17 protein-coding genes are annotated in these 18,660 nt (G+C 57.4%); 7 read left to right on the top strand and 10 right to left on the bottom strand.

Going from position 1 to position 18,660, the window contains the following annotated elements; translation table 11 throughout:
* Positions 1-66: 66 nt before the first annotated feature.
* The 5 genes from EDC26_RS03220 to EDC26_RS03200 form a co-directional block, all read right to left on the bottom strand.
* Positions 67-1,134 carry a ketopantoate reductase family protein gene (locus tag EDC26_RS03220; protein ID WP_165930895.1) on the bottom strand — a complete coding sequence of 356 codons (1,068 nt, stop codon included), beginning with the start codon at positions 1,132-1,134 and terminating at the stop codon, positions 67-69.
* Positions 1,121-1,987, bottom strand: coding sequence for a tripartite tricarboxylate transporter substrate binding protein (locus EDC26_RS03215; protein WP_165930894.1), 867 nt, complete (start codon positions 1,985-1,987; stop codon positions 1,121-1,123). Before EDC26_RS03215 ends, EDC26_RS03220 begins: the two co-directional genes overlap by 14 nt.
* Before the next feature lie 147 nt (positions 1,988-2,134).
* The gene (locus EDC26_RS03210) at positions 2,135-2,701 is read right to left on the bottom strand and encodes a carboxymuconolactone decarboxylase family protein (RefSeq protein WP_132579816.1); all 567 of its coding nucleotides are present in this window, start codon (positions 2,699-2,701) and stop codon (positions 2,135-2,137) included.
* A gap of 56 nt (positions 2,702-2,757) precedes the next feature.
* Positions 2,758-3,585 (bottom strand): polysaccharide deacetylase family protein, encoded by an 828-nt coding sequence (locus EDC26_RS03205; protein ID WP_132579815.1) that lies wholly within the window; start codon positions 3,583-3,585, stop codon positions 2,758-2,760.
* A 63-nt stretch (positions 3,586-3,648) separates the two neighbouring features.
* Positions 3,649-4,818: a M20 family metallopeptidase gene (locus EDC26_RS03200; RefSeq protein WP_132579814.1), complete on the bottom strand. Its 1,170-nt coding sequence runs from the start codon at positions 4,816-4,818 to the stop codon at positions 3,649-3,651.
* A 296-nt stretch (positions 4,819-5,114) separates the two neighbouring features.
* Between EDC26_RS03200 and EDC26_RS03195 the strand changes: the two genes are divergently transcribed.
* The gene (locus tag EDC26_RS03195; RefSeq protein WP_132579813.1) at positions 5,115-5,984 is read left to right on the top strand and encodes a MurR/RpiR family transcriptional regulator; all 870 of its coding nucleotides are present in this window, start codon (positions 5,115-5,117) and stop codon (positions 5,982-5,984) included.
* Here the strand turns inward: EDC26_RS03195 and EDC26_RS03190 are convergent.
* The 4 genes from EDC26_RS03190 to msrA all read right to left on the bottom strand — a co-directional run bounded on the left by EDC26_RS03190 (position 5,962) and on the right by msrA (position 10,150).
* A complete protein-coding gene (locus EDC26_RS03190) occupies positions 5,962-6,849 on the bottom strand; it encodes an alpha/beta fold hydrolase (RefSeq protein ID WP_165930893.1) in 888 nt (295 codons plus the stop codon). The genes EDC26_RS03195 and EDC26_RS03190 overlap by 23 nt on opposite strands.
* A gap of 54 nt (positions 6,850-6,903) precedes the next feature.
* Positions 6,904-7,728, bottom strand: a complete 825-nt coding sequence (locus EDC26_RS03185) for an SDR family NAD(P)-dependent oxidoreductase (RefSeq protein WP_207915043.1) — start codon at positions 7,726-7,728, stop codon at positions 6,904-6,906.
* Entirely contained in the window at positions 7,686-8,507 is an 822-nt protein-coding gene (locus EDC26_RS03180) for a tripartite tricarboxylate transporter substrate binding protein (protein WP_243700779.1), read from the bottom strand. Before EDC26_RS03180 ends, EDC26_RS03185 begins: the two co-directional genes overlap by 43 nt.
* Before the next feature lie 785 nt (positions 8,508-9,292).
* Positions 9,293-10,150, bottom strand: coding sequence for a peptide-methionine (S)-S-oxide reductase MsrA (gene msrA / locus EDC26_RS03170; RefSeq protein ID WP_132579809.1), 858 nt, complete (start codon positions 10,148-10,150; stop codon positions 9,293-9,295).
* 156 nt (positions 10,151-10,306) lie between these two features.
* On the opposite strand from msrA, the gene EDC26_RS03165 reads away from it, so the two are divergent.
* Positions 10,307-11,470 carry a metallophosphoesterase gene (locus tag EDC26_RS03165; RefSeq protein WP_132580093.1) on the top strand — a complete coding sequence of 388 codons (1,164 nt, stop codon included), beginning with the start codon at positions 10,307-10,309 and terminating at the stop codon, positions 11,468-11,470.
* A 137-nt stretch (positions 11,471-11,607) separates the two neighbouring features.
* On the opposite strand, the gene EDC26_RS03160 is transcribed toward EDC26_RS03165, so the two are convergent.
* Positions 11,608-12,093 (bottom strand): adenosine-specific kinase, encoded by a 486-nt coding sequence (locus tag EDC26_RS03160; RefSeq protein ID WP_132579808.1) that lies wholly within the window; start codon positions 12,091-12,093, stop codon positions 11,608-11,610.
* Between the two features lie 203 nt (positions 12,094-12,296).
* Between EDC26_RS03160 and EDC26_RS03155 the strand changes: the two genes are divergently transcribed.
* The 5 genes from EDC26_RS03155 (at position 12,297) to EDC26_RS03135 (ending at position 18,646) form a co-directional block, all read left to right on the top strand.
* The gene (locus tag EDC26_RS03155; protein ID WP_132580092.1) at positions 12,297-13,007 is read left to right on the top strand and encodes an ABC transporter ATP-binding protein; all 711 of its coding nucleotides are present in this window, start codon (positions 12,297-12,299) and stop codon (positions 13,005-13,007) included.
* A 3-nt stretch (positions 13,008-13,010) separates the two neighbouring features.
* The gene (locus EDC26_RS03150; RefSeq protein ID WP_132579807.1) at positions 13,011-15,536 is read left to right on the top strand and encodes an FtsX-like permease family protein; all 2,526 of its coding nucleotides are present in this window, start codon (positions 13,011-13,013) and stop codon (positions 15,534-15,536) included.
* A gap of 2 nt (positions 15,537-15,538) precedes the next feature.
* Positions 15,539-16,621 (top strand): lipocalin-like domain-containing protein, encoded by a 1,083-nt coding sequence (locus EDC26_RS03145; protein ID WP_132580091.1) that lies wholly within the window; start codon positions 15,539-15,541, stop codon positions 16,619-16,621.
* Between the two features lie 107 nt (positions 16,622-16,728).
* Complete coding sequence (locus EDC26_RS03140; protein ID WP_132579806.1) at positions 16,729-17,934, top strand: MFS transporter; 1,206 nt, start codon at positions 16,729-16,731, stop codon at positions 17,932-17,934.
* A 205-nt stretch (positions 17,935-18,139) separates the two neighbouring features.
* Entirely contained in the window at positions 18,140-18,646 is a 507-nt protein-coding gene (locus tag EDC26_RS03135; protein WP_132579805.1) for a hypothetical protein, read from the top strand.
* The last annotated feature ends 14 nt before the right edge of the window (positions 18,647-18,660 follow it).

Genomic DNA, 18,660 nt, shown 5'->3' with positions numbered 1-18,660 from the left:
CTTAATCTGGAAGCCATCGATCGCTCGCCAACAAAGTCGTCGGGTCACTGACTTGCTCCTGGCTCTCTACACCGTCGCAAGCGCGCTCACGGATTCCCTGCCCGGACTGAGTTGCCCAAGCTCCATCTTCTTTATAAGCGCCGTCAGCGCTGCATGCAGAGGTGCACTCAGCCCGGCCTCGGTTGCACGGGCAACAACATATCCATTCATATAGTCGATTTCGGTGCGACGGCCCTTTGCAATATCCTGAGCTGTGCCTGACAGAGACGCCTCGGTCAATACCTCGCACTGGGCATGAAAGGCCGCTCCTACATCGACAAGACAGTGACTATCTCCCGCAGCGGCAGCCATCCAACGGCCCGCCTCTACGCCAAATATCGGCTCGACCGCATAGCCCAAAGCCGTTCCCACTCCAATCGCCTCGCCAGCCAGCCGCAACATCAGTTGCTGGCTTCCAGGCTCTGAAAAGAGCCTCTTAAGACTCAAACCGCCAGCCGCACACAGCGCGGACGTCATCGTGTTGGCCACTAGCTTGGACCAGCGCAAGCCCCAAAGATTAGTGGTGCATCCTGTCGCATCCACGTGGTCCAGCATCTCGGCTAGCTGCCTAACACGCGGTGTCACACAGCCATGTACCTCTCCGACATAAAAAATTTTCGAGATGCTCCTTCCCGGGTGCCGCGCCCTGGTGACACATCCGGGTCCGTCCAGCTTCACGTACATGCCCCCACCTACACAACCCACAGTGCGTTCCCATCCCGCTACGGCAGCAATGCGTTCCTCGGCCAAACCATTTTGCAAAGTGACGATATAGCCCGAAGGTGACAGGTACGGTGCAATCAAGGCGGTTGCCCAGTCGGTGTCGTAAAGCTTGACACAAACGAATGCCAGGTCAATCGGGTCTTTGTACAAAGACTGGACCTGGCCGATATGCAAGGCGCGTAAGGGAATTCGGGCCTCCCTCCCCGGCTCTGTCAGAATAATCCCCCGCTCCTGCATTGCCAAGACGTGCTCGGGCCACGCATCGATCAAGGTCATATCAAAACCTGCCCGTGCCAATTGGCCTCCGACCCAACCGCCTACGGCCCCGGCGCCGACAACAGCGATACGCCGGGGAAGATTACTGGGGCTCAATACCAGCCGCCTTCGTCAAGCTCGCATAACGAGCCAGCTCGTCTGCGATGAATGCCTGGAATTGGCTCGGGGTATCGCTGGCGGCTTCAATCCCCATTTTTTCGAAACGGTCTTTTAGCGCCGGATCCGCAATTACTTTGGCCACCGCTGCAGCCAGGCGATCAACGATAGGTTTTGGCGTACCGGCCGGCGCCAGTAGTCCCCACCAGGTTCCGATGTTGTAGCCCTTTAGGCCGGCCTCATCCAATGTGGGCAGATTTGGGACCACCTTGCTGCGTTTATTGCTGGTCACGGCAAGGGCGCGAACCTTTCCTGACTGTATAAGCGGAAATAACGGGCCGAGTGATCCAAAGATCATATCGACTTGGCCGGCGACCACCGCGGTGTTGGCATCTGCATCGCCTCGATAGGGAATGTGGGTCAATTTGGTATGTGTTTTTTCCTGAAACATAACGCCTGCCAGGTACAAAGGCGCGCCCACTCCTGAGGAAGCGAAATCCAGTTTGCCCGGATTGGCTCTGGCCAATGCGACCAGCTCGGCAACAGACGTGGCTTTGACCGAGGGATTCACGACCAGCACGTAGGTGCCTATTGCTGCCAAGCTGATGGGTTCGAAACTTTTGACCATGTCGTAAGGAAGGTTCTTGCGCACGCTGGGGGCCAACGCATGGGCTCCGGCCCCCATGAACAAGGTGTAGCCGTCGGGACGCGCCCGGGCTGCCGACCCCGCGCCTATGGACCCGCCTGCCCCGGTAATGTTGTCGATAATCACAGATTGGCCCAGTTCTTTAGACAGGCCCGCACCGACGCTGCGCGCGACAATGTCGTTTGCCCCACCTGCAGGATAACTCACGATGATCTTGATGGCTTTCGAAGGGTAAGCATCTGCTGCGGATACGATGTTGCTCGCAAATAATGCGGAAAGGCCAAGGCAAATATGAAAGGCAGATTGAACGATTCTCATGATGGCTTCTCTTTAATGGTGTATTAAAAGGCTCTGCTAACTCTGATCTTTCCTGCGCTGCCAATCCAGCTCTGCCTTGACGTAGTCCTCGGAGTCGCCCGGGACTCCCATGGCCGTGGCAATCATTGCAAAGGCGGCGTAATACGCGGAAGTTATCGAAATGTCTGTAATTTCACGAGGTGTCATCAGCGCTTTCAACGCCTCAAAGCTGGCATCGCTGACGGAGTTTTTAGAAGTGAACTCCAGCACGTAACGGGCCACCGCCGCATCCACACCTTGGAATGAAACGGGAACCGTACCCTGACACAAGGCACTGACTTCATCCTGCGTCACTCCGGCCTGCATGGCGAGCGGCCCGTGATGCCCCATGGCGTATGACGATTCGCGTCCCGTAACGACGATGACGATCTCCCTGATTCGTGCGGAAAGTGAGGAATGGTAGCGGGCGTAATCCCCAACCGCGGCCAACCGACGCAAACCTTCTGGAGCATGCCCCATGGAACGCAAGGCATTGGATGCCTTGCCGCGGCTTTGCGTAAGCTCGGCTAGAACGGCCGCAAATTCGGGGCTTTTCTTCTCGTCAACAGGATCCAAGCGAGTCATTTCCTCTCCATTCAATTGAAAGCAAAAACATTTGCACACCTCAATTTTCAGTTGCCTCAAGCGCGTTCGAGATAGGCGCGTGCCGCCGCCTCCAGGGTCACAAAATGGGCCCCCTTCTCCACCAGGCCCTCGATCAGACGTTCGAGCATAAGCATTCGGTGACCACGCCCTATGACATAGGGATGGCAGGTGTAGGTCAGCACACCCCAATCACAGTTGCGCCGCATATACTCGAAATCGTTCAGCCAGTTTTCCAGCACACCGCTGGCATTCATCAGGCCAGGCATCAGACTAGTGGAAGTGCGCAGGAATTCGAAATGCGGGAAATCGTCTAGTGACCAACTGATGGGCATCTCCACCAACGAGGTCTCTTTGCCGAACTCCATGGGTTCGTCAGCGTGCACTACGTCGCCCTGACGAACCCGGTAGGGTTCATGGTCATGCGCCATCATGCTGCTCTCGTACAGGAAGTCATGACGCAAAAGGAAATCCACCGTATGGTTGCTCAGATCCCACGACGGCGAACGATAGCCCGCCGGATTTCTGCCCGTCAGCTTGAAAATCGCCTCGTTGCCCCGAACCAGGCCCTCTTCTTCCAGCTCGGGTGAAAGACTGGCCGGCGGCACATGCGTCCAGCCGTGATTGCCCAGTTCGTGCCCCTCGGCCACGATGCGCTCGCACAACTGTGGATACGTTCCAATCACAACGCCCGGCACAAAAAACGACGATTTGATGTCGTAACGCTTGAGCAACTGAAGTATGCGGGGAACGGCCACAGCTCCGAACTCTCCGCGAGATATCGGAGTGGGCGTCATCATGCCTCGCGCCACCAGCCCCGACATTGCGTCGAAGTCGAATGTTAGACAGGCCATTAGTTGTTTCATGCTATTCCTCTCGCTAGAAATGGAATCGAGGGTCATTGAATTGGTTTATGCCTGTACCCCGATTCAAAGCCGGTCGCGCGCCAGTACCGTCAGAGCCACCGTCTGCGCCCGGGGCACTATTGTGTCCAGCCGGCAATACTCCTGCGGCGTATGAGCATGGCCGCCGACAGGGCCTGTGGCGCATAACGTAGGCGCACCGGCCGCCGCTGTGAAACCGCTGTCGGCCGAGCCTCCAGTGGACTCCCCCACTACAGACAAGCCCAACTCTTGCGCGGCCTGCGCGTAATCCTCCATCAGATCCCGGCTGGCATCGGTCTGGAACAAGGGCAGGAACCGGCCTTCGTGCGTCACCCGGCCGCAGGTACAGGCTAGTGATTGACCTTCGATAATGTGCAAGATCCGACTGCGCAACTGGTTTTCATCCACGCCTTTGGGAAAACGCACATCCAGTTGGCCTTTTGCGTGCGGCGCGACGGTATTCACAGAAACACCACCCCGAATGGTGCCTACATTGGCAGTCACGCCCGTGCTTTTATCGGTGAGGGTATGGAGGTCAACGATTTTTCGGGCCAGGGCTTCGATCGCGCTAGCGCCTTTGTCATGGGCCACGCCTGCATGGGCTGCCACACCGTCCACTTCAAAATCGATAAAGAACGCGCCCTTGCGTTCGACCACGACATTTCCGCTGGGCCGCCCTGGCTCGGCATTCAGGACTGTCGCAGCTCCCTTCGCAATTTTTAGCGTCAGATCGCGCGATGCAGGAGAGGCGATCTCTTCATCACCGGTAAAGAAAACGTGAATCGGCGCCCTGTTGCCTCCAACCTCGGCAAATGCACGCGCTACGAAAGCGTTCATGACCAACCCGGCTTTCATGTCGGCAACACCCGGACCATAGGCAATGCCATTCTCGACGCGGTACGGCCTTTGGGCCAAAGTGCCGTCCGGGAAAACCGTGTCCATATGGCCCAATAACAAGACATGAGGCGCATCCGCACCCGCACTGCCGGGTACCTTGGCGAGTAAGCAATCTCCGTGACTAGATAACGGAAATGCTTTCGTCGCGATACCGGCCGTTTCGAACCAGGCCCTGAACACGGCACCTACTTTGTCAACCCCTCTCTTGTTGTAGCTGCCGCTTTCAATGCTGACGACCTCTTCAAGCAGATCGAACATTTCCTGTTCACGCGCCTGCAGCCATTCCAATATGGCCTCACGAACCGCCTGTTGTTCCATACCCCTCCCCCAGCGGCCATCCGTCCCTTTGCACTGATCTCACCCAAACACGGAAAGATAATGAAAGCGAGAGCCACAAGCATGCATTTTGGCAAGACTGGCCGGATGCCGAACTCGCCAACCGGCATTCGCCAGCCGATTCTTATCAATCTATAATGACGATATAAAACCATTATTTTATAAATTATGCAATAAGCGTTGCATAAATCAGTAAATCCCGCATAGCACGGAATCGATATGCCAGCCTGCAATACCCACACGGCGTAAAATAATGCACAAAGAACACGGCCAAACCAATGAAATTTTTTGACAGAATAGCTAAAAATCCCAGGAAGCTGACTCAGAATGAAACGGCGTTAGTCAATTACATAATTTCCTGCTACCCGCAGGGAATCCTTGATTCTGCAACGTCCATTGCAAAAAGCGTTGATATCAGCCCTTCAACGGTTGTCCGTTTTTTCTCGAAACTGGGTTATGGCTCATTTGCCGAAGCCCAACGGGAGGCCCGCCTGGAAATCTCCTCGAAGCTGGCATCGCCCTCACAGCGCGCAAACCTCACCATCAAGAATGCCCATTCGCTGGATTCCGTTCTTGACAATGCCTTTACCCTCGACAAGGAAAACCTCAACGCCACCCGCGAAGCCATCAACATTCACGATTTTCAGGCTATCGTCGATATTCTTAGCAAGCCAATTGTCGGCCGGGTATACATTGTGGGCTCCAAGAACAGCTATGCGGTGGCCCATTATTTGCATACGCACTTGAACATGTGCATCCCTAATGTGCACCTGTTGGGCGCCGACGATACCTTGTTGGCCGACAATTTGCTGTGGGTATCCAGCCATGACATATTGCTCGCCATCACGATACGGCGCTACTCAAAAGTCATCACACAAACAGCCCAACACTTCCAACAATTGGGCGCCAGCGTGATGTGCATCACCGACAGCCCGTTGGCCCCTATCGCCGGCTTGTCAGATCACCGCATCCTTTTCCAAACTGCCAGCGCCTCTCCCTTTGATTCTTACACAGCCGCGTTCAGCCTGTGCAATGCTCTGGTGTCCGCGGTTGCCTGGCGCCGCAAAAAAGAAACTGAAGCGCTGCTCAAACGCGGCGAGAAGCTCTGGAATCACTTCGACGTTTTCATCGAGAAGAAAGGCGACTGATGTGCTGATAACTACATATTGATTCCACTCGAGAATCCAAGACAGCATGGCTGGAAGTGCGCGCGTGAATCGTTGCTTCTGCAAGGAACTTCAACAAATCTCCGGCGCCACGGTCGGGATAACCATCACAGATATTGTGGCCTGCGGTATCGTAATAAACTAGCCGTGAATCCGTAATGATTTCGTGCATTTCTTCGTACGCACTTGCATGGCCAATCGACTCTTTGCCTGCTGCGACGATCAGGGTCGGGCACCGAATCTTGGAGAGTTCGTTCATGAAATAGTGCGAACACATATGCAATACGAAGCGCGCAATAAAATTGGGGTCGTTGGAACCTGCCTGCTCGATGAACCACTTAACCAGCCGGGGGTCGGCGCTCGCATCGAAGCGTTCGTAAATCGTATCGGTCAGAAATTGTTTAAGGCCAATCTCCTGGATCTTCGGAATCCAATCTGGCGCATGGCTATTCTTTAGTCCCGGCGTAGAGCCGAACAATGCCAATGTTTTCACCCGGGAAGGATGCTGAATGGCCAACTGTTGCGCGACATAGCCACCCGCAGAGTTTCCGACGATGTGCGCGTCGTCAAGCCCCAGGTGATCCAGCAGTTCCACGACATCGTCGACCAGTTGGTCAAGCGAAAACTCTTGTTCGGGCTTGGGGATCTGAGAGGCGCCGTGCCCACGCAGATCCATACGCACAATCCGATATTGCCTGGCAAGGGAGGGGACCCATCGAAACCAGCGTTGAGAGTTACCCATGGCCGGATGCAATAAGAGAATCGTTTCTGGCTGTGACCACGGATCGGTGAAATCATCCACGTAGTAGGCAACTCGCATTACGTCACGGGTTATCAGGGTTTCCATGTTTATCCTTTCAGTAATACCACCAAACACCACGAGCCCATCCACCATTACCTATTAATAGGAGGAGCGCCCACCATCGGCCGGGATCGCCGCGCCCGTGATCATGCGGGCGTCGTCCGAGGCAAGAAATAAAGCGATATTTGCCATATCTTCCGGTTCGCCAAACCAGAACGGATAGGCCTTGACCTGCTCGTCGACGTTCATGGGATCCGGAACGTTCCCGGCTTGACCAGGGATGCCGTAACTCGTTCTTACTCTCTCGGTGTTCACACGTCCAGAGCAAATTGCATTGACCCGTATGTTATGTCTGGCGTAAGCGCCGGCAAGCGCACGTGTGAGCGATACGATCGCTCCCTTGGCAGCGGTATAAACATGCGCCGGACTGGATCCGCGCAACGCAGCGCCCGAAGACATATTGACAACTGCGCCTCCACCCGCCTCGATCATATGAGGAAGAGCGTAACGACAACACAAAAAGGTGCCCTTTAAGTCCAGACTGATTGTTGCGTCCCATACCGACATGGACACATCGGTCACAAGGGCATCCTGGGGCGACGATCCACCTGCGCAATTAAAGAGTAGGTCGAGTTTGCCAAAACGGCTCACCGTTGCATTAACGGCCTCTTGCACGCTCGCCTCTTGCGTCACGTCGGTTTGCACAAAAAATGCAGTCCCACCTTGCGCCTCAATTGCATCCACGGCTGATCGGCCGAGTTCAGGCCTGATTTCCGCCACAGCAACCTGTGCACCTTGCCGCGCAAATAGTTCGGCCGCTGCTCGTCCAATGCCAGATCCGCCGCCTGTAATCAAGGCAGCCCTACCCTGCAAACGCCCGCTTATTGGATCGAGATGTGGGCCGCGTGTATGACTTTCGCCCACTTTGCTATCTCCTCTTTATTAAGAGCGGCAAGTGCCTCCGGGGTTCCTCCCACTACCTCGTATCCCAAGGCGCGAACGCGCGTTTTGATTTGAGGGTCGGCCAATACTTTATTTATGTCGCTGTTCAAGCGAAGCACCACGCTACGTGGAGTGCCAGCTGGAGCCAGAATTTGCCAATGCGTGCTGCTGTCTACGCCAGGCACCCCCGCTTCAGCAAAAGTAGGGACGTTGGGCATCGCAACGTTGCGATGCTCGCCAGTTACAGCCAAAGCTCGCAGCCTCTCACTTTCTATTGCAGGCCGAGCCGAGCTGATTCCCGTATAAGTCATCGGCACCTGGTTCGCGAGGACTGCCGCAAAGGCTTCACCCGTGCCCTTATAAGGGACATGAGTAATTTTCACACCCGCGGCCAGGTTGAACAGTTCGCCTGCGAGATGGGTCGACGCACCATTGCCCCCGGAACCAAAAAATAGGCCGCCAGGGTGCGCTTTTGCCTCTGCCACCAATTCTCGTAGATTTTTAGCCGGCACCGACGGGTTGACGACAAGAATAACGGGGCCTACCGCCAAATGGATGACGGGCTCGAAATCTTTCACGGTGTCGTAAGGCATGTTGGACCGCAAGCTTGGGTTGATCAAAAACGTTGAATCAACCATAAGGAGCGTATAGCCATCAGGCGTAGCCCGTGCCACCATCTGCGAGCCAATCATACTGGACGCGCCAGGCTTATCCTCGACAATGATTTGTTTACCCAGCAAGGCCGAAAGCTTTGGCGCCATAAGACGTGCAAGGATATCGGTGCCGCCGCCAGGCGCAAAAGGCACAATCAGGTGGATGGATTGGGAAGGCCAACCTTGCGCTGCGACGTACGGCGCAAAGGTGAGCAATGCGACAGCTAGCCAAGCTCTTAAGACTCCAGGCCGGATTTTCATCCTTGTCTCCTTGAGAGTAAACCTGTACACAGCCGATTTCTATCGAGCTATACGCCCTGGCTACACATATATCGGCGTTACATAAGCACTGCGTTGCATCGAGCAGCGGCGAGAATTCGTTCCTATTGATCTGCAACAAAATTATCATATGTTTTTTATTAATGCAATAACTATTGCAGATTCAGGCCAGTCTGTTTCACGGAATCGTTCCGGCTTGCCATTGCAGAATTTGGCACAATTTCACGACACAGGCTAAAGCAATGTCGACGTTCACATCTATCTATCCATCGGTAAATACCCTTGATTCAATTGAAGTGCAATTAATCAAATTTCAATGCGATTTTGTTTCGCATATGCTTTGGCAAAAGCTAAGGATTTACGTCGAACCAGAAAGTTTGGAGTTGCGAAAATGGCCGCTCATGAAAGGCTGATTACGGATATCGCTGCCGCCTTGGCGGCCAGCGAGGCGCAGCGATCGGCCATGTGGACGGTGCGGCACAGTGTTTCGGAAGGAAATAAAAAGGCAGGTGTCGACCGCTGCTTATTAACGCGGGCGGGCGCATTACTGAGACGGGCAGAACTCGTAGCCACGGCACATAGACTTATAAAACTTCCATTCTATTCCGATCTCGCTACGACGTTGCCACCAGCACCGGATCATCGCGGTAGCGCTCTGGAAACAGGCGCTTGAGTTGCGCAATCTTCGGCAGGTCGTTAATAACGATATACGGATAATTGGGATGCACTGTCAGAAAGTTTTGGTGATAGCTTTCGGCCGGATAAAAGCCTGCGTACTTCTCAATGCGTGTGGCAATCGGTTGATGAAATGAATGTTCAGCGTCAAGCTGCCCGATATATGCCTGCGCGACCTTTTGCTGCTCGGCGCTTGTCGGAAAGATCGCCGAGCGATATTGCGTGCCGGTATCGGGGCCCTGGCGATTCAACTCTGTCGGGTTGTGCGCAACCGAAAAGAAGATTTGCAAAAGCGCGCCATAGGACACCTTGGTCGGGTCGAAAATGACCTGGACGGACTCGGCGTGGCCTGTATTGCCGCCGCTGACGATGTCATAGTGGGCTGTACTTGCGAGGCCTCCGGCATAGCCCGATACGGCGCTCTGTACGCCCTGTACATGTTGAAATACGCCCTGCACGCCCCAGAAGCAGCCGCCGGCAAAGACGGCAGTTTCGGTATGCGCGTTGCCGGCCGGTTCGTCCTGGGCAGGGGGTGGAATGACGACGGCATTTTCCGAGTTGCCAAATGCATAGGCAGAGCATTGCAAGGCCAGTGCGCCCGCGACGATTGCGGCGAATTTTATTAGGGTGCGTAGCACGGTGGCACCCACAAGGGGTGCCGCTACAGGAGCGGCCGGTACGTTTTTGTAGCGGCAGCCCTTGTGGCTGCCAAAATCGCGGACAGCCAAGGCAGGCTCTACGGCACCAGGTATCGCAGCAGCAATCCGTAAAGGGCCAAATTGTCGTGTTGTAGCCATCGTATTCTCCAGAAAAACACATGACGACGATGGCCTCAGCATACTGCGATAGTGGTCGCGAAGTCGTTACGTAAAATTAAACAATTCGTGATCATTCCGCTCGGCTGCTCATCCCCTGGCGCCTACAATGCCAATGTTGCCACCGACAAAATAGCCATGACGCGCCGTTTTTCCTTTTTTCTCCGCCTGCCTATTATTTTATTCCTGGCGCATGTCTATGCGGCGCTGCGGCTGGCGGCGGCTGCCCCTGCCGGGGCTGCCCGATGGATCACTGTCGCGGCATTGCTGCTGGTCTATTTACTGATTCTGGCCGGGTTCTTTACGCGTCGATCGGTAGGAAGCGCTCTCGGCGATGCGATTGCGTGGGCAGGCTTTTTATCGCTTGGGCTGTTTTCGTGGCTGCTTGTTTTAACTTTTCTGCGTGATGTGCTGCTGTTGCTGGTGACGATTGCAATAGCTGTTCGCAGTGAAGTTATTAGTGATCCCCTATTCCACCTGATACACACCACCAGCGCCATGGCCGTGCCGGTTTTAAGCCTGACGGCGGTTTTTCTGGGCCTGTTGAATGCCCGGCGGTTGGCGCGGGTTGTGGATGTCGAGGTGCGCCTGCCCGCTCTTCCCGAGGCCTTGCAGGGATTTACCATCGTGCAGGTGTCGGACCTGCACATCGGCCCTACTATCAAGCAGCGCTATGTGGATGCGGTAGTCGATGCCGTTAACAGGCTTTCGCCCGACATCATTGCCTTGACCGGAGATCTGGTGGACGGTGGCGTAGCCCGCCTCGCCAAAGATATCAGCCCGCTAGCCAGGCTCAAGGCGCGGCACGGTATATATGCCGTTACAGGTAATCACGAATACTATTCCGGAGCGGAGCAATGGGTGGCCGAGTTCCGGCGGCTTGGGCTCGACGTACTCATGAATCAGCATCGGATCCTGTCATACCAGGGCGCCATGCTTGTCGTGGCGGGCGTCACGGATTTCGGTGCCCGGGGCTTCGACGCCTCGCAGGCCAGCGACCCCGCGACAGCCCTGTCCGGCGCGCCAGCGGGTGCGGCCGTCAAGATATTGTTGGCGCACCAGCCGCGCACCGCGCCGGCGGCCGCCGCTGCGGGCTTCGATCTGCAGCTATCGGGGCATACCCACGGCGGGCAATTCTGGCCTTGGAAATATTTGGTCCCCCTGCAGCAGCCCTTTGTGGATGGCCTGCATCGCCACGGTCGCATGGCTGTATACGTGAGCCGGGGTACGGGTTACTGGGGCCCCCCAATGCGTCTTGGCGCGCGTTCGGAGATAACCCGGATTCGCCTGGCCGGAAATTGATCGTTTCTGGTTCGCCGATGCCATAGGGGCTACATTGGTCGTAGAGGCTGGGCTTTGGCAACGGCATCGGGTCGGGGCTTATCATGACCTGAGGGGCCGATGCCTTGCCTCGCTGAGGGCGCAAAAAACCTGTTACATCAGAGCTTGTAGCCGATCGTCCGCAGCAGCGCTTTGCGCCACTGGATGTCATCTTCGGTTTCGATACTCTTGGGTGGATAGCCGTCCACCACACCCAGAATTCCTCGGCCCTGCTGCGTCTGGGTGACAATGACTTCGGTCGGATTGGCGGTGGCACAGAAAATACGGCACACCTCCGGCACCATCTTGACCGTGTTCAACACGTTCAGTGGGTAATAGCCATCCCCCAGGAAAATAATGAAGCAATGGCCAGCCGCAATGCTCATGGCGTTTTTCTGGGCAAGTTCGATCAGCACCGGATCGGTGCCTGACCATCGCACCAGGCATTTGCCGGAGGCTTCGCAAAAGGCCAGCCCAAACTTGACGCCTGGCACGGTGGCCACCAACGCTTCGTGGATGTCTTCGACGGACTTGATGAAGTGCGTCTGGCCCAGAATGAAATTGATCGTTTCCGGCTTGTCGATTTTCACAGCGATGAGTTCCATGGCGCCCGCTCCCTTAAACTTACCCGACGCCTTTGAGTGAACTCCTAAAACAGATCAAACGCAATACGCGACGACTAATTTTTCTTGGTTCGTTCGAATGGAAATCCATTTATTTTTGACACCCGCCCCAGGGCAATACTGGCTCGCCGATGCCATTTGGGCTACATTGTTCGTAATGCCGCTTGCGACTCTCTGGAAGAAACGTGCTGGCGCTCAACTCGGTTACCAAAGCCTTTGGCGGCGCGCATCCACACGTCGTATTGCGCGCGATCAGCCTCACGATCCAGCCCGGCGAGTATGTCGCCATCATGGGGGAGTCGGGCGTCGGCAAGTCGACGCTGCTGAATTTAATCGCCGGTCTCGATCGACCGGACGGCGGCCGGGTTGTGTTCGACGGCCAGGAGTTGGGTGCGCTCAACGATGACCAGGCGACGCGGCTGCGGCGGCGTGCGATGGGCTTCGTATTCCAGGCCTTCCACGTGCTGCCGCATTTAAGCGTCGTACAGAATGTTGCGCTCCCCCTTTTGCTCAACGGCGCGGGTCGGCGCGAGGCGCAGGCAGGCGCCCACGCCATGCTTGCCGAGGTCGGGCTAGCAGGGCGAGACGAGAGTCTGCCGCGTGAATTGTCGGGCGGCGAGATGCAGCGGGTTGCTATCGCGCGGGCCTTGGTGCACAAGCCCAAGCTACTGTTGGCCGACGAGCCAACCGGCAATCTCGATGCCGACACCGCGTTGCAGGTCCTACGCCTGCTACGCGAGCGGGTCAAGGCGAGCCCTGCGGCGGCGGCAGGGCTGCTGGTTACGCACTCGGCGCTCGCGGCAACAACCGCCGACCGCATTTTATTGCTTACCGCCGAGGGGTTGACGCCGTACCACCCTGCAGCCGCCACTCCCATACCTCAGGCCGAGGCTTGAACGATGAGGACCTTTCCCCCCCTCTTGCAGGTGTTGCTCGCGGGGGAACTGCGCGCCCATGTTGGCCGTGTGCTCGTCAACGTTGTGGCGGTCGCCATCGGTGTGGCGATGGGATATGCCGTATACCTGACCAACCGGGCTGCTCTGACCGAGTTCTCGCAGGCGACACGCTCGCTCACAGGCCAGGGCGACCTGGAAATTCGCGGACCGAGCAGCGGCTTTGACGAAGCGCTTTACCCTCGCCTGGCGCGTTTGCCGCAAGTGGCAGCGGCCAGCCCCGTGGTTGAGGTCGAGGCGCATCTGCCCGCACGCCATGAGGCGCTCAAGCTGCTTGGCATCGACGCATTCCGTGCCTCGGCGGTCAACCCCGGCCTGATCGGGCGTCCGGCTCCGGGACAGCGGGACAACCTGGTCTACCTGGATCCCTCCGCTGTGTTTCTCTCCCCGGCGGCGTTGGCATGGCTCAAACTCAAGCCCGGCGACACACTCACGGTACAAGTCGGGCTGGCTACGCTGGCCCTGCGAATCGTCGGCACGCTGCCTGTGACGCATGAAGCATTACGGCTGGGCGTCATGGATATTGCAGCGGCGCAATGGCGTTTCGGACGCCTTGGTTTGCTGCAAAGTATCAACCTTAAACTGCAGCCCGGCGTCGATATGAAGGCATTTCGGCAAATACTGCTGTCGATGTTGCCCGCCGGAGTCGTGGCGGTAACGCCCGAAGACAGCCAGCGCATTACCTCCAACCTGTCGCGGGCCTATCGCGTCAACCTGGATGTGTTGGCATTGGTAGCACTGCTCACTGGCGCTTTCCTGGTGTTTTCCACGCAGGCGCTGTCGGTTATCCGCAGGCGCGCGCAACTGGCGCTGCTGCGGGCACTGGGCATGACCCGCGGCAGCCTGCTGCGCCTGGTGCTCGCTGAAGGCGTTGCACAGGGCCTGGCAGGCGCTCTTCTTGGTATCGCACTGGGTTGGGTCATCGCGGCCGGGCTGTTGCGTTATGCGGGAGGCGACCTGGGCGGCGGATATTTCCCCGGGATTCGTCCGACGGTGCATTTCGACGCCGTAATCGCTCTGGCCTTCGCCTCGCTGGGTGTGGTGGCCGCGCTGCTTGGCAGCGTGGTGCCTGCATGGGAAGCCTCGCGCGCGCAACCGGCGCAAGCGCTCAAGGCGGGCGACGAGGAAACGCCTCTCGCACGCTTGCGCTCCCCCTGGCCGGCGTTGGCGGCCATGGCTGCTGGCATGGCACTGACCCAGGCCGGGCCGGTGGCCGGCCTGCCGATCTTCGGTTACGCGGCGGTCGGTTTGTTGCTGGTCGGCGCCATTTTGTGGATGCCGCGCCTCGCGTACTGGGCCTTGGGCGTTTTGCCGCCGGGGCGCGGAGCCGTCTCCCATCTCGCCCTCGCGCAACTTGCCCGTGCGCCTGGGCGCGCCGCTATGGGCCTAGCCGGCATCCTGGCGAGCTTCAGCCTGATGGCTGCCATGGCGATTATGGTGACAAGCTTTCGCGTCTCTTTTGAACAATGGCTGGACACGGTATTGCCGGCGCAGCTTTACGTGCGCGCGTCAGACAGCGGAGACACGGGTTATTTTTCCGACGCCGACCAGCAAATAATCGCCGCCACACCCGGCATCGCCCGGGCTGAATTCATGCGCACCAACCAGATCTTGCTCGACCCGCGGCTGCCGCCGGTGGCGTGGATAGCCAAACCCATCGACAGGCGCCATCCCGAGGCGCGTCTGGCACTGGTCGGCGCTTCCATTACGCCGCGCGCGAACGATCCGCCACCGATATGGGTGAGCGAAGCAATGAAGGATCTGTATAGAATGCATCCCGGCCAACATGTCAGCTTGCCGCTTGCAGGGCACTTGGTTCCATTTACGGTCGCAGGCATCTGGCGCGACTACGCCCGTCAATACGGAGCGATTGCGATCGATCTCGACGATTACCGCCGCTTGAGCAACGATCGCCGCATTACCGATGCAGCGCTATGGCTCGCACCGCAGGTCCATACCGCACAGCTTGTGCAAAGCCTGCGTCAGCGCTTGCCCGGCCCCAGCCATATCGAGATCAAGGACTCGGGCGAAATACGCAGCACCGCCTTGCGCGTTTTTGACCGCAGCTTTGCCGTGACCTACCTGTTGGAAGGCATTGCCATCGCCATTGGCCTGTTTGGCGTCGGCGCGAGCTTCAGCATGCAGGCGTCGGCGCGCTCACGTGAATTTGGCGTGTTGCGGTACCTAGGCGCAACGCGCCGGCAAATCGGCGCGATGCTGGCGCTCGAAGGCGCATGGTTGGGGCTGCTTGGCGTAGCGGCAGGCCTGGTACTCGGATTGGGTATAGCGCTGATCCTGATCTACGTGGTCAACCCGCAATCGTTCCATTGGACAATGAGTCTGCATATGCCCTGGATCCTCCTGGCCGCGGTCGCGCCGGCACTGGTGGCGAGCGCGTCGCTGGCTGCCCTGGCCAGTGGAAGGCAAGCCATGTCGGCCGGCGCGGTGCGTGCAGTCAGGGAGGACTGGTGACAATGCGCTGGCTGGCAATCCTGTGGTTGTTTTGCGCACCCTTCATGGCGGCCGTGACCTACTCACAGAGCCGCCTGCCCGACTATCCACCCGTGGTGCCCGGCCAAGCGCTGCACTTTCCGAGCGACCATGGCGCCCACCCGGATTTCCGCACGGAGTGGTGGTATGTCACCGGATGGCTGCAAACCGCGGATGGAACGCCGCTTGGATTTCAGGTGACCTTTTTCCGTTCACGCCCGCCGCTGGACCAAACCAACCCCAGCCGCTTCGCGCCGAAGGAACTATTGTTTGCCCATGCCGCGGTGTCCGACCCAGTGCTTGGCAAGCTGCAGGATGAGCAACGCGCGGCGCGCGCCGGCTTTGGGCTGGCCGAGGTGGCCGGTAATGATACCAACGTACATATCGGCGCGTGGTCGTTGCAACGAGACTCCGGCGGCACTTACCGCAGCGTGGTTCAAGCGCGCGAATTTACGCTGGAACTGACGCTTGTACCCACCCAACCGCTGTTATTGGAGGGCGAACGGGGCTATAGCCGAAAGGGGCCTCTTGCGCCGCAAGCCAGCTATTACTACAGCCAACCGCAACTCAAGGTGAGCGGCGCCCTCACCCGCCATGGCAAACGAGAAGTCATCAAAGGGACGGCGTGGCTCGATCACGAATGGTCATCTGCCATGCTGGACGAGCATGCAGTCGGCTGGGATTGGATAGGCATCAACTTCGATGATGGCGGCGCACTGATGGCCTTCCAGATTCGCAATAAAGCCGGCGGCAAATTCTGGGCGGGCGGCACCCTGCGGCGCGCCGATGGCAGCGTGGTCGCCCTGCCTGCTTCAGCGGTGGACTTCTCGCCACGTCGTCTTTGGCGTTCACCTCGCACCGGCACTGAATATCCGGTGTCGATGCACATACACGCGAGCGATCTCACGCTCGACCTTGTTCCATTGATGGACGATCAGGAACTCGACAGCCGGGCCAGTACCGGTGCGATTTATTGGGAAGGCGCGGTCACCGCGCTGCATGGTGCGAACCGGGTCGGGCGCGGCTATCTGGAACTGACCGGATACTTCCAGAGGCTGGGCTTCTAACTTGCGCGATTGCCACAAATCCGCGCAAGTGCCAAAATGAGAGCCCTTCCAAACAGGCTTCTCGAATCGGGGCCTTCCTGGCCAACACACTAAGAGCATGCTTTCACGTGTCTGATGTCCCAACAAGCGATACCCCCTTCAGTTTTAAAAAAATAGCCATCCCGGCTTTTGGTCCATCATTGCTTTTCGGTATTGGCGAAGGAGCGATATTGCCGGTTATCGCTCTGAGTGCCCGTGATCTCGATGCATCCATGGCCTTATCCGGACTTATCGTGGGCCTGATCGGCATCGGATCGCTTTGCAGTAATATTCCGGCCGCGTTGATTATCGGCCGCTATGGCGAAAGGCTCTCGATGGTGGGCGCCGCGGTGTTCAGTGTGCTTGCACTGATTCTTTGCCTGATACCGGGCCAGATATGGTTCCTGGCCCTGGGCGTACTGATGATCGGTATGTCGTCGTCCGTGTTCATGCTGGCCAGACTAACTTACCTGATAGAGGTGGTACCCGTCTACATGCGTGCGCGAGCCATGTCGTCGCTGGGCGGCACCATGCGCATTGGCGTATTCATCGGTCCATTTCTGGGCGCCGCGCTAATCCATTTCATGGGATTGCCTGGCGCCTATTGGGTCGCGATGGTAGCGATGCTTGCTACCGGACTGCTCTCATTTATGATACCCGAACTGGAAGCTCGCCAGCCATTAAGCACGAGCCCCAACACGGCGCCCAAATTGATCCACATCGCGCGCAGCCACCTGAAGGTTTTTCTAACCTTGGGCTTCGGTATTTTACTGGTTAGCGCGCTGCGATCTTCCCGCCAGATTGTCATACCGCTATGGGCGGATAATCTATCCATCAGCCCGACAACAACGTCGATTATTTATGGGCTGGTGGCCGCTATCGATATGCTGGCCTTTTATCCCGCCGGCAAGGCAATGGATCAACGCGGCAGGCTTTGGGTGGCATTGCCCTCGGTCGTCATCATGGGGGCTTCCCTGGTATTGATGCCACTGACGGCGGGTTTGATCAGTTTTCTGATCGTTTCGATGTTGATGGGTTTGGGCAACGGTATTGGATCGGGGCTTATCATGACCTTGGGCGCCGATGCGTCGCCCCGCGTTGGGCGCACCGAATTTCTGGGTATTTGGCGACTGATTGCCGATATAGGTGCCAGCGGCGCACCGGTCGTGCTCTCAGCCATTACCGCCGCAGTTTCACTGGCCAGCGCGGTGGTCGTCACCGGACTGTTCGGCTTCGTAGCCGCCGGCGTGTTTTGGTGGTGTCTTCCGCATACGAGCTTTACCCGGCCTCGTTGAAAACGTTCCGAACGGTTGATTTCCAGGCCTTCGGCTTGGCCAAATTGCGCTCATCTTCGTGGAAAAACAATAACAAAACCCAGTTCCGATGTAGCAATCTATCGAAAAAATAGGTTATTATAATAATAACTATTATCATTTGCATTAGTATTTAATAAACTGGCCGCATGATACAACCTGACGCTACCTGGAGAGGGCTGCCCTCATGAATCGCTACGCCCCTGTCGGCACCACGTTGTTTGCCTTGTTTGCGTCACCTATCGCCATGGCGCAGCAACCATCCGCCAATCAGCCGCCGACCCCTATTTCAACCCTGCCGACTGTTACCGCCCAAAGAGCCGCCTGCGCTACCTCCGCTTTCCGGCTTAATGCCATGGCGCAAGATGGCCGGCCGGGGACCTGCGATGAGATGAGCCTCCGGGATTTCGGCTTTGCACCGTCGTACAAAATGGGTATTGGCACACCCACCGAAATCACCTCGTCCATACTGGTTCAGCACAACATCGGTATGCCCGATTATGGCGTGTCGCTGCGCAATCAGACTCAATACAATTCGGTGCATACCAATACCAACGCTAGGGAAACCGCGTCGAACACGCTAGGCACCGACGATGGCGGCGGATTCCATGCTCTATCAGCAGCAAACGCCTGGAAGCACCCTTCCCTTAGGCGATCCTGGCTCAATCAAGCACAACGTGCTGGTCGGAACTGAATTCGGCTACGACA

The sequence above is a fragment of the Paralcaligenes ureilyticus genome (genome assembly GCF_004346225.1).
Lineage (GTDB): Bacteria > Pseudomonadota > Gammaproteobacteria > Burkholderiales > Burkholderiaceae_B > Paralcaligenes > Paralcaligenes ureilyticus.
The sequence above is the reverse complement of the archived record's forward strand: the minus strand, read 5'-3'. Positions and strand labels throughout refer to the sequence as shown.

Excerpts from the sequence above, each read along its gene's own strand:
- EDC26_RS03210 (WP_132579816.1), bottom strand. The coding sequence starts at position 2,701 with ATGACTCGCTTGGATCCTGTTGACGAGAAGAAAAGCCCCGAATTTGCG.
- EDC26_RS03205 (WP_132579815.1), bottom strand. The coding sequence starts at position 3,585 with ATGAAACAACTAATGGCCTGTCTAACATTCGACTTCGACGCAATGTCG.
- EDC26_RS03200 (WP_132579814.1), bottom strand. The coding sequence starts at position 4,818 with ATGGAACAACAGGCGGTTCGTGAGGCCATATTGGAATGGCTGCAGGCG.
- EDC26_RS03195 (WP_132579813.1), top strand. The coding sequence starts at position 5,115 with ATGAAATTTTTTGACAGAATAGCTAAAAATCCCAGGAAGCTGACTCAG.
- EDC26_RS03190 (WP_165930893.1), bottom strand. The coding sequence starts at position 6,849 with ATGGAAACCCTGATAACCCGTGACGTAATGCGAGTTGCCTACTACGTG.
- EDC26_RS03180 (WP_243700779.1), bottom strand. The coding sequence starts at position 8,507 with ATGGCGCCAAAGCTTTCGGCCTTGCTGGGTAAACAAATCATTGTCGAG.
- msrA (WP_132579809.1), bottom strand. The coding sequence starts at position 10,150 with ATGGCTACAACACGACAATTTGGCCCTTTACGGATTGCTGCTGCGATA.
- EDC26_RS03165 (WP_132580093.1), top strand. The coding sequence starts at position 10,307 with ATGACGCGCCGTTTTTCCTTTTTTCTCCGCCTGCCTATTATTTTATTC.
- EDC26_RS03160 (WP_132579808.1), bottom strand. The coding sequence starts at position 12,093 with ATGGAACTCATCGCTGTGAAAATCGACAAGCCGGAAACGATCAATTTC.
- EDC26_RS03150 (WP_132579807.1), top strand. The coding sequence starts at position 13,011 with ATGAGGACCTTTCCCCCCCTCTTGCAGGTGTTGCTCGCGGGGGAACTG.
- EDC26_RS03145 (WP_132580091.1), top strand. The coding sequence starts at position 15,539 with ATGCGCTGGCTGGCAATCCTGTGGTTGTTTTGCGCACCCTTCATGGCG.
- EDC26_RS03135 (WP_132579805.1), top strand. The coding sequence starts at position 18,140 with ATGAATCGCTACGCCCCTGTCGGCACCACGTTGTTTGCCTTGTTTGCG.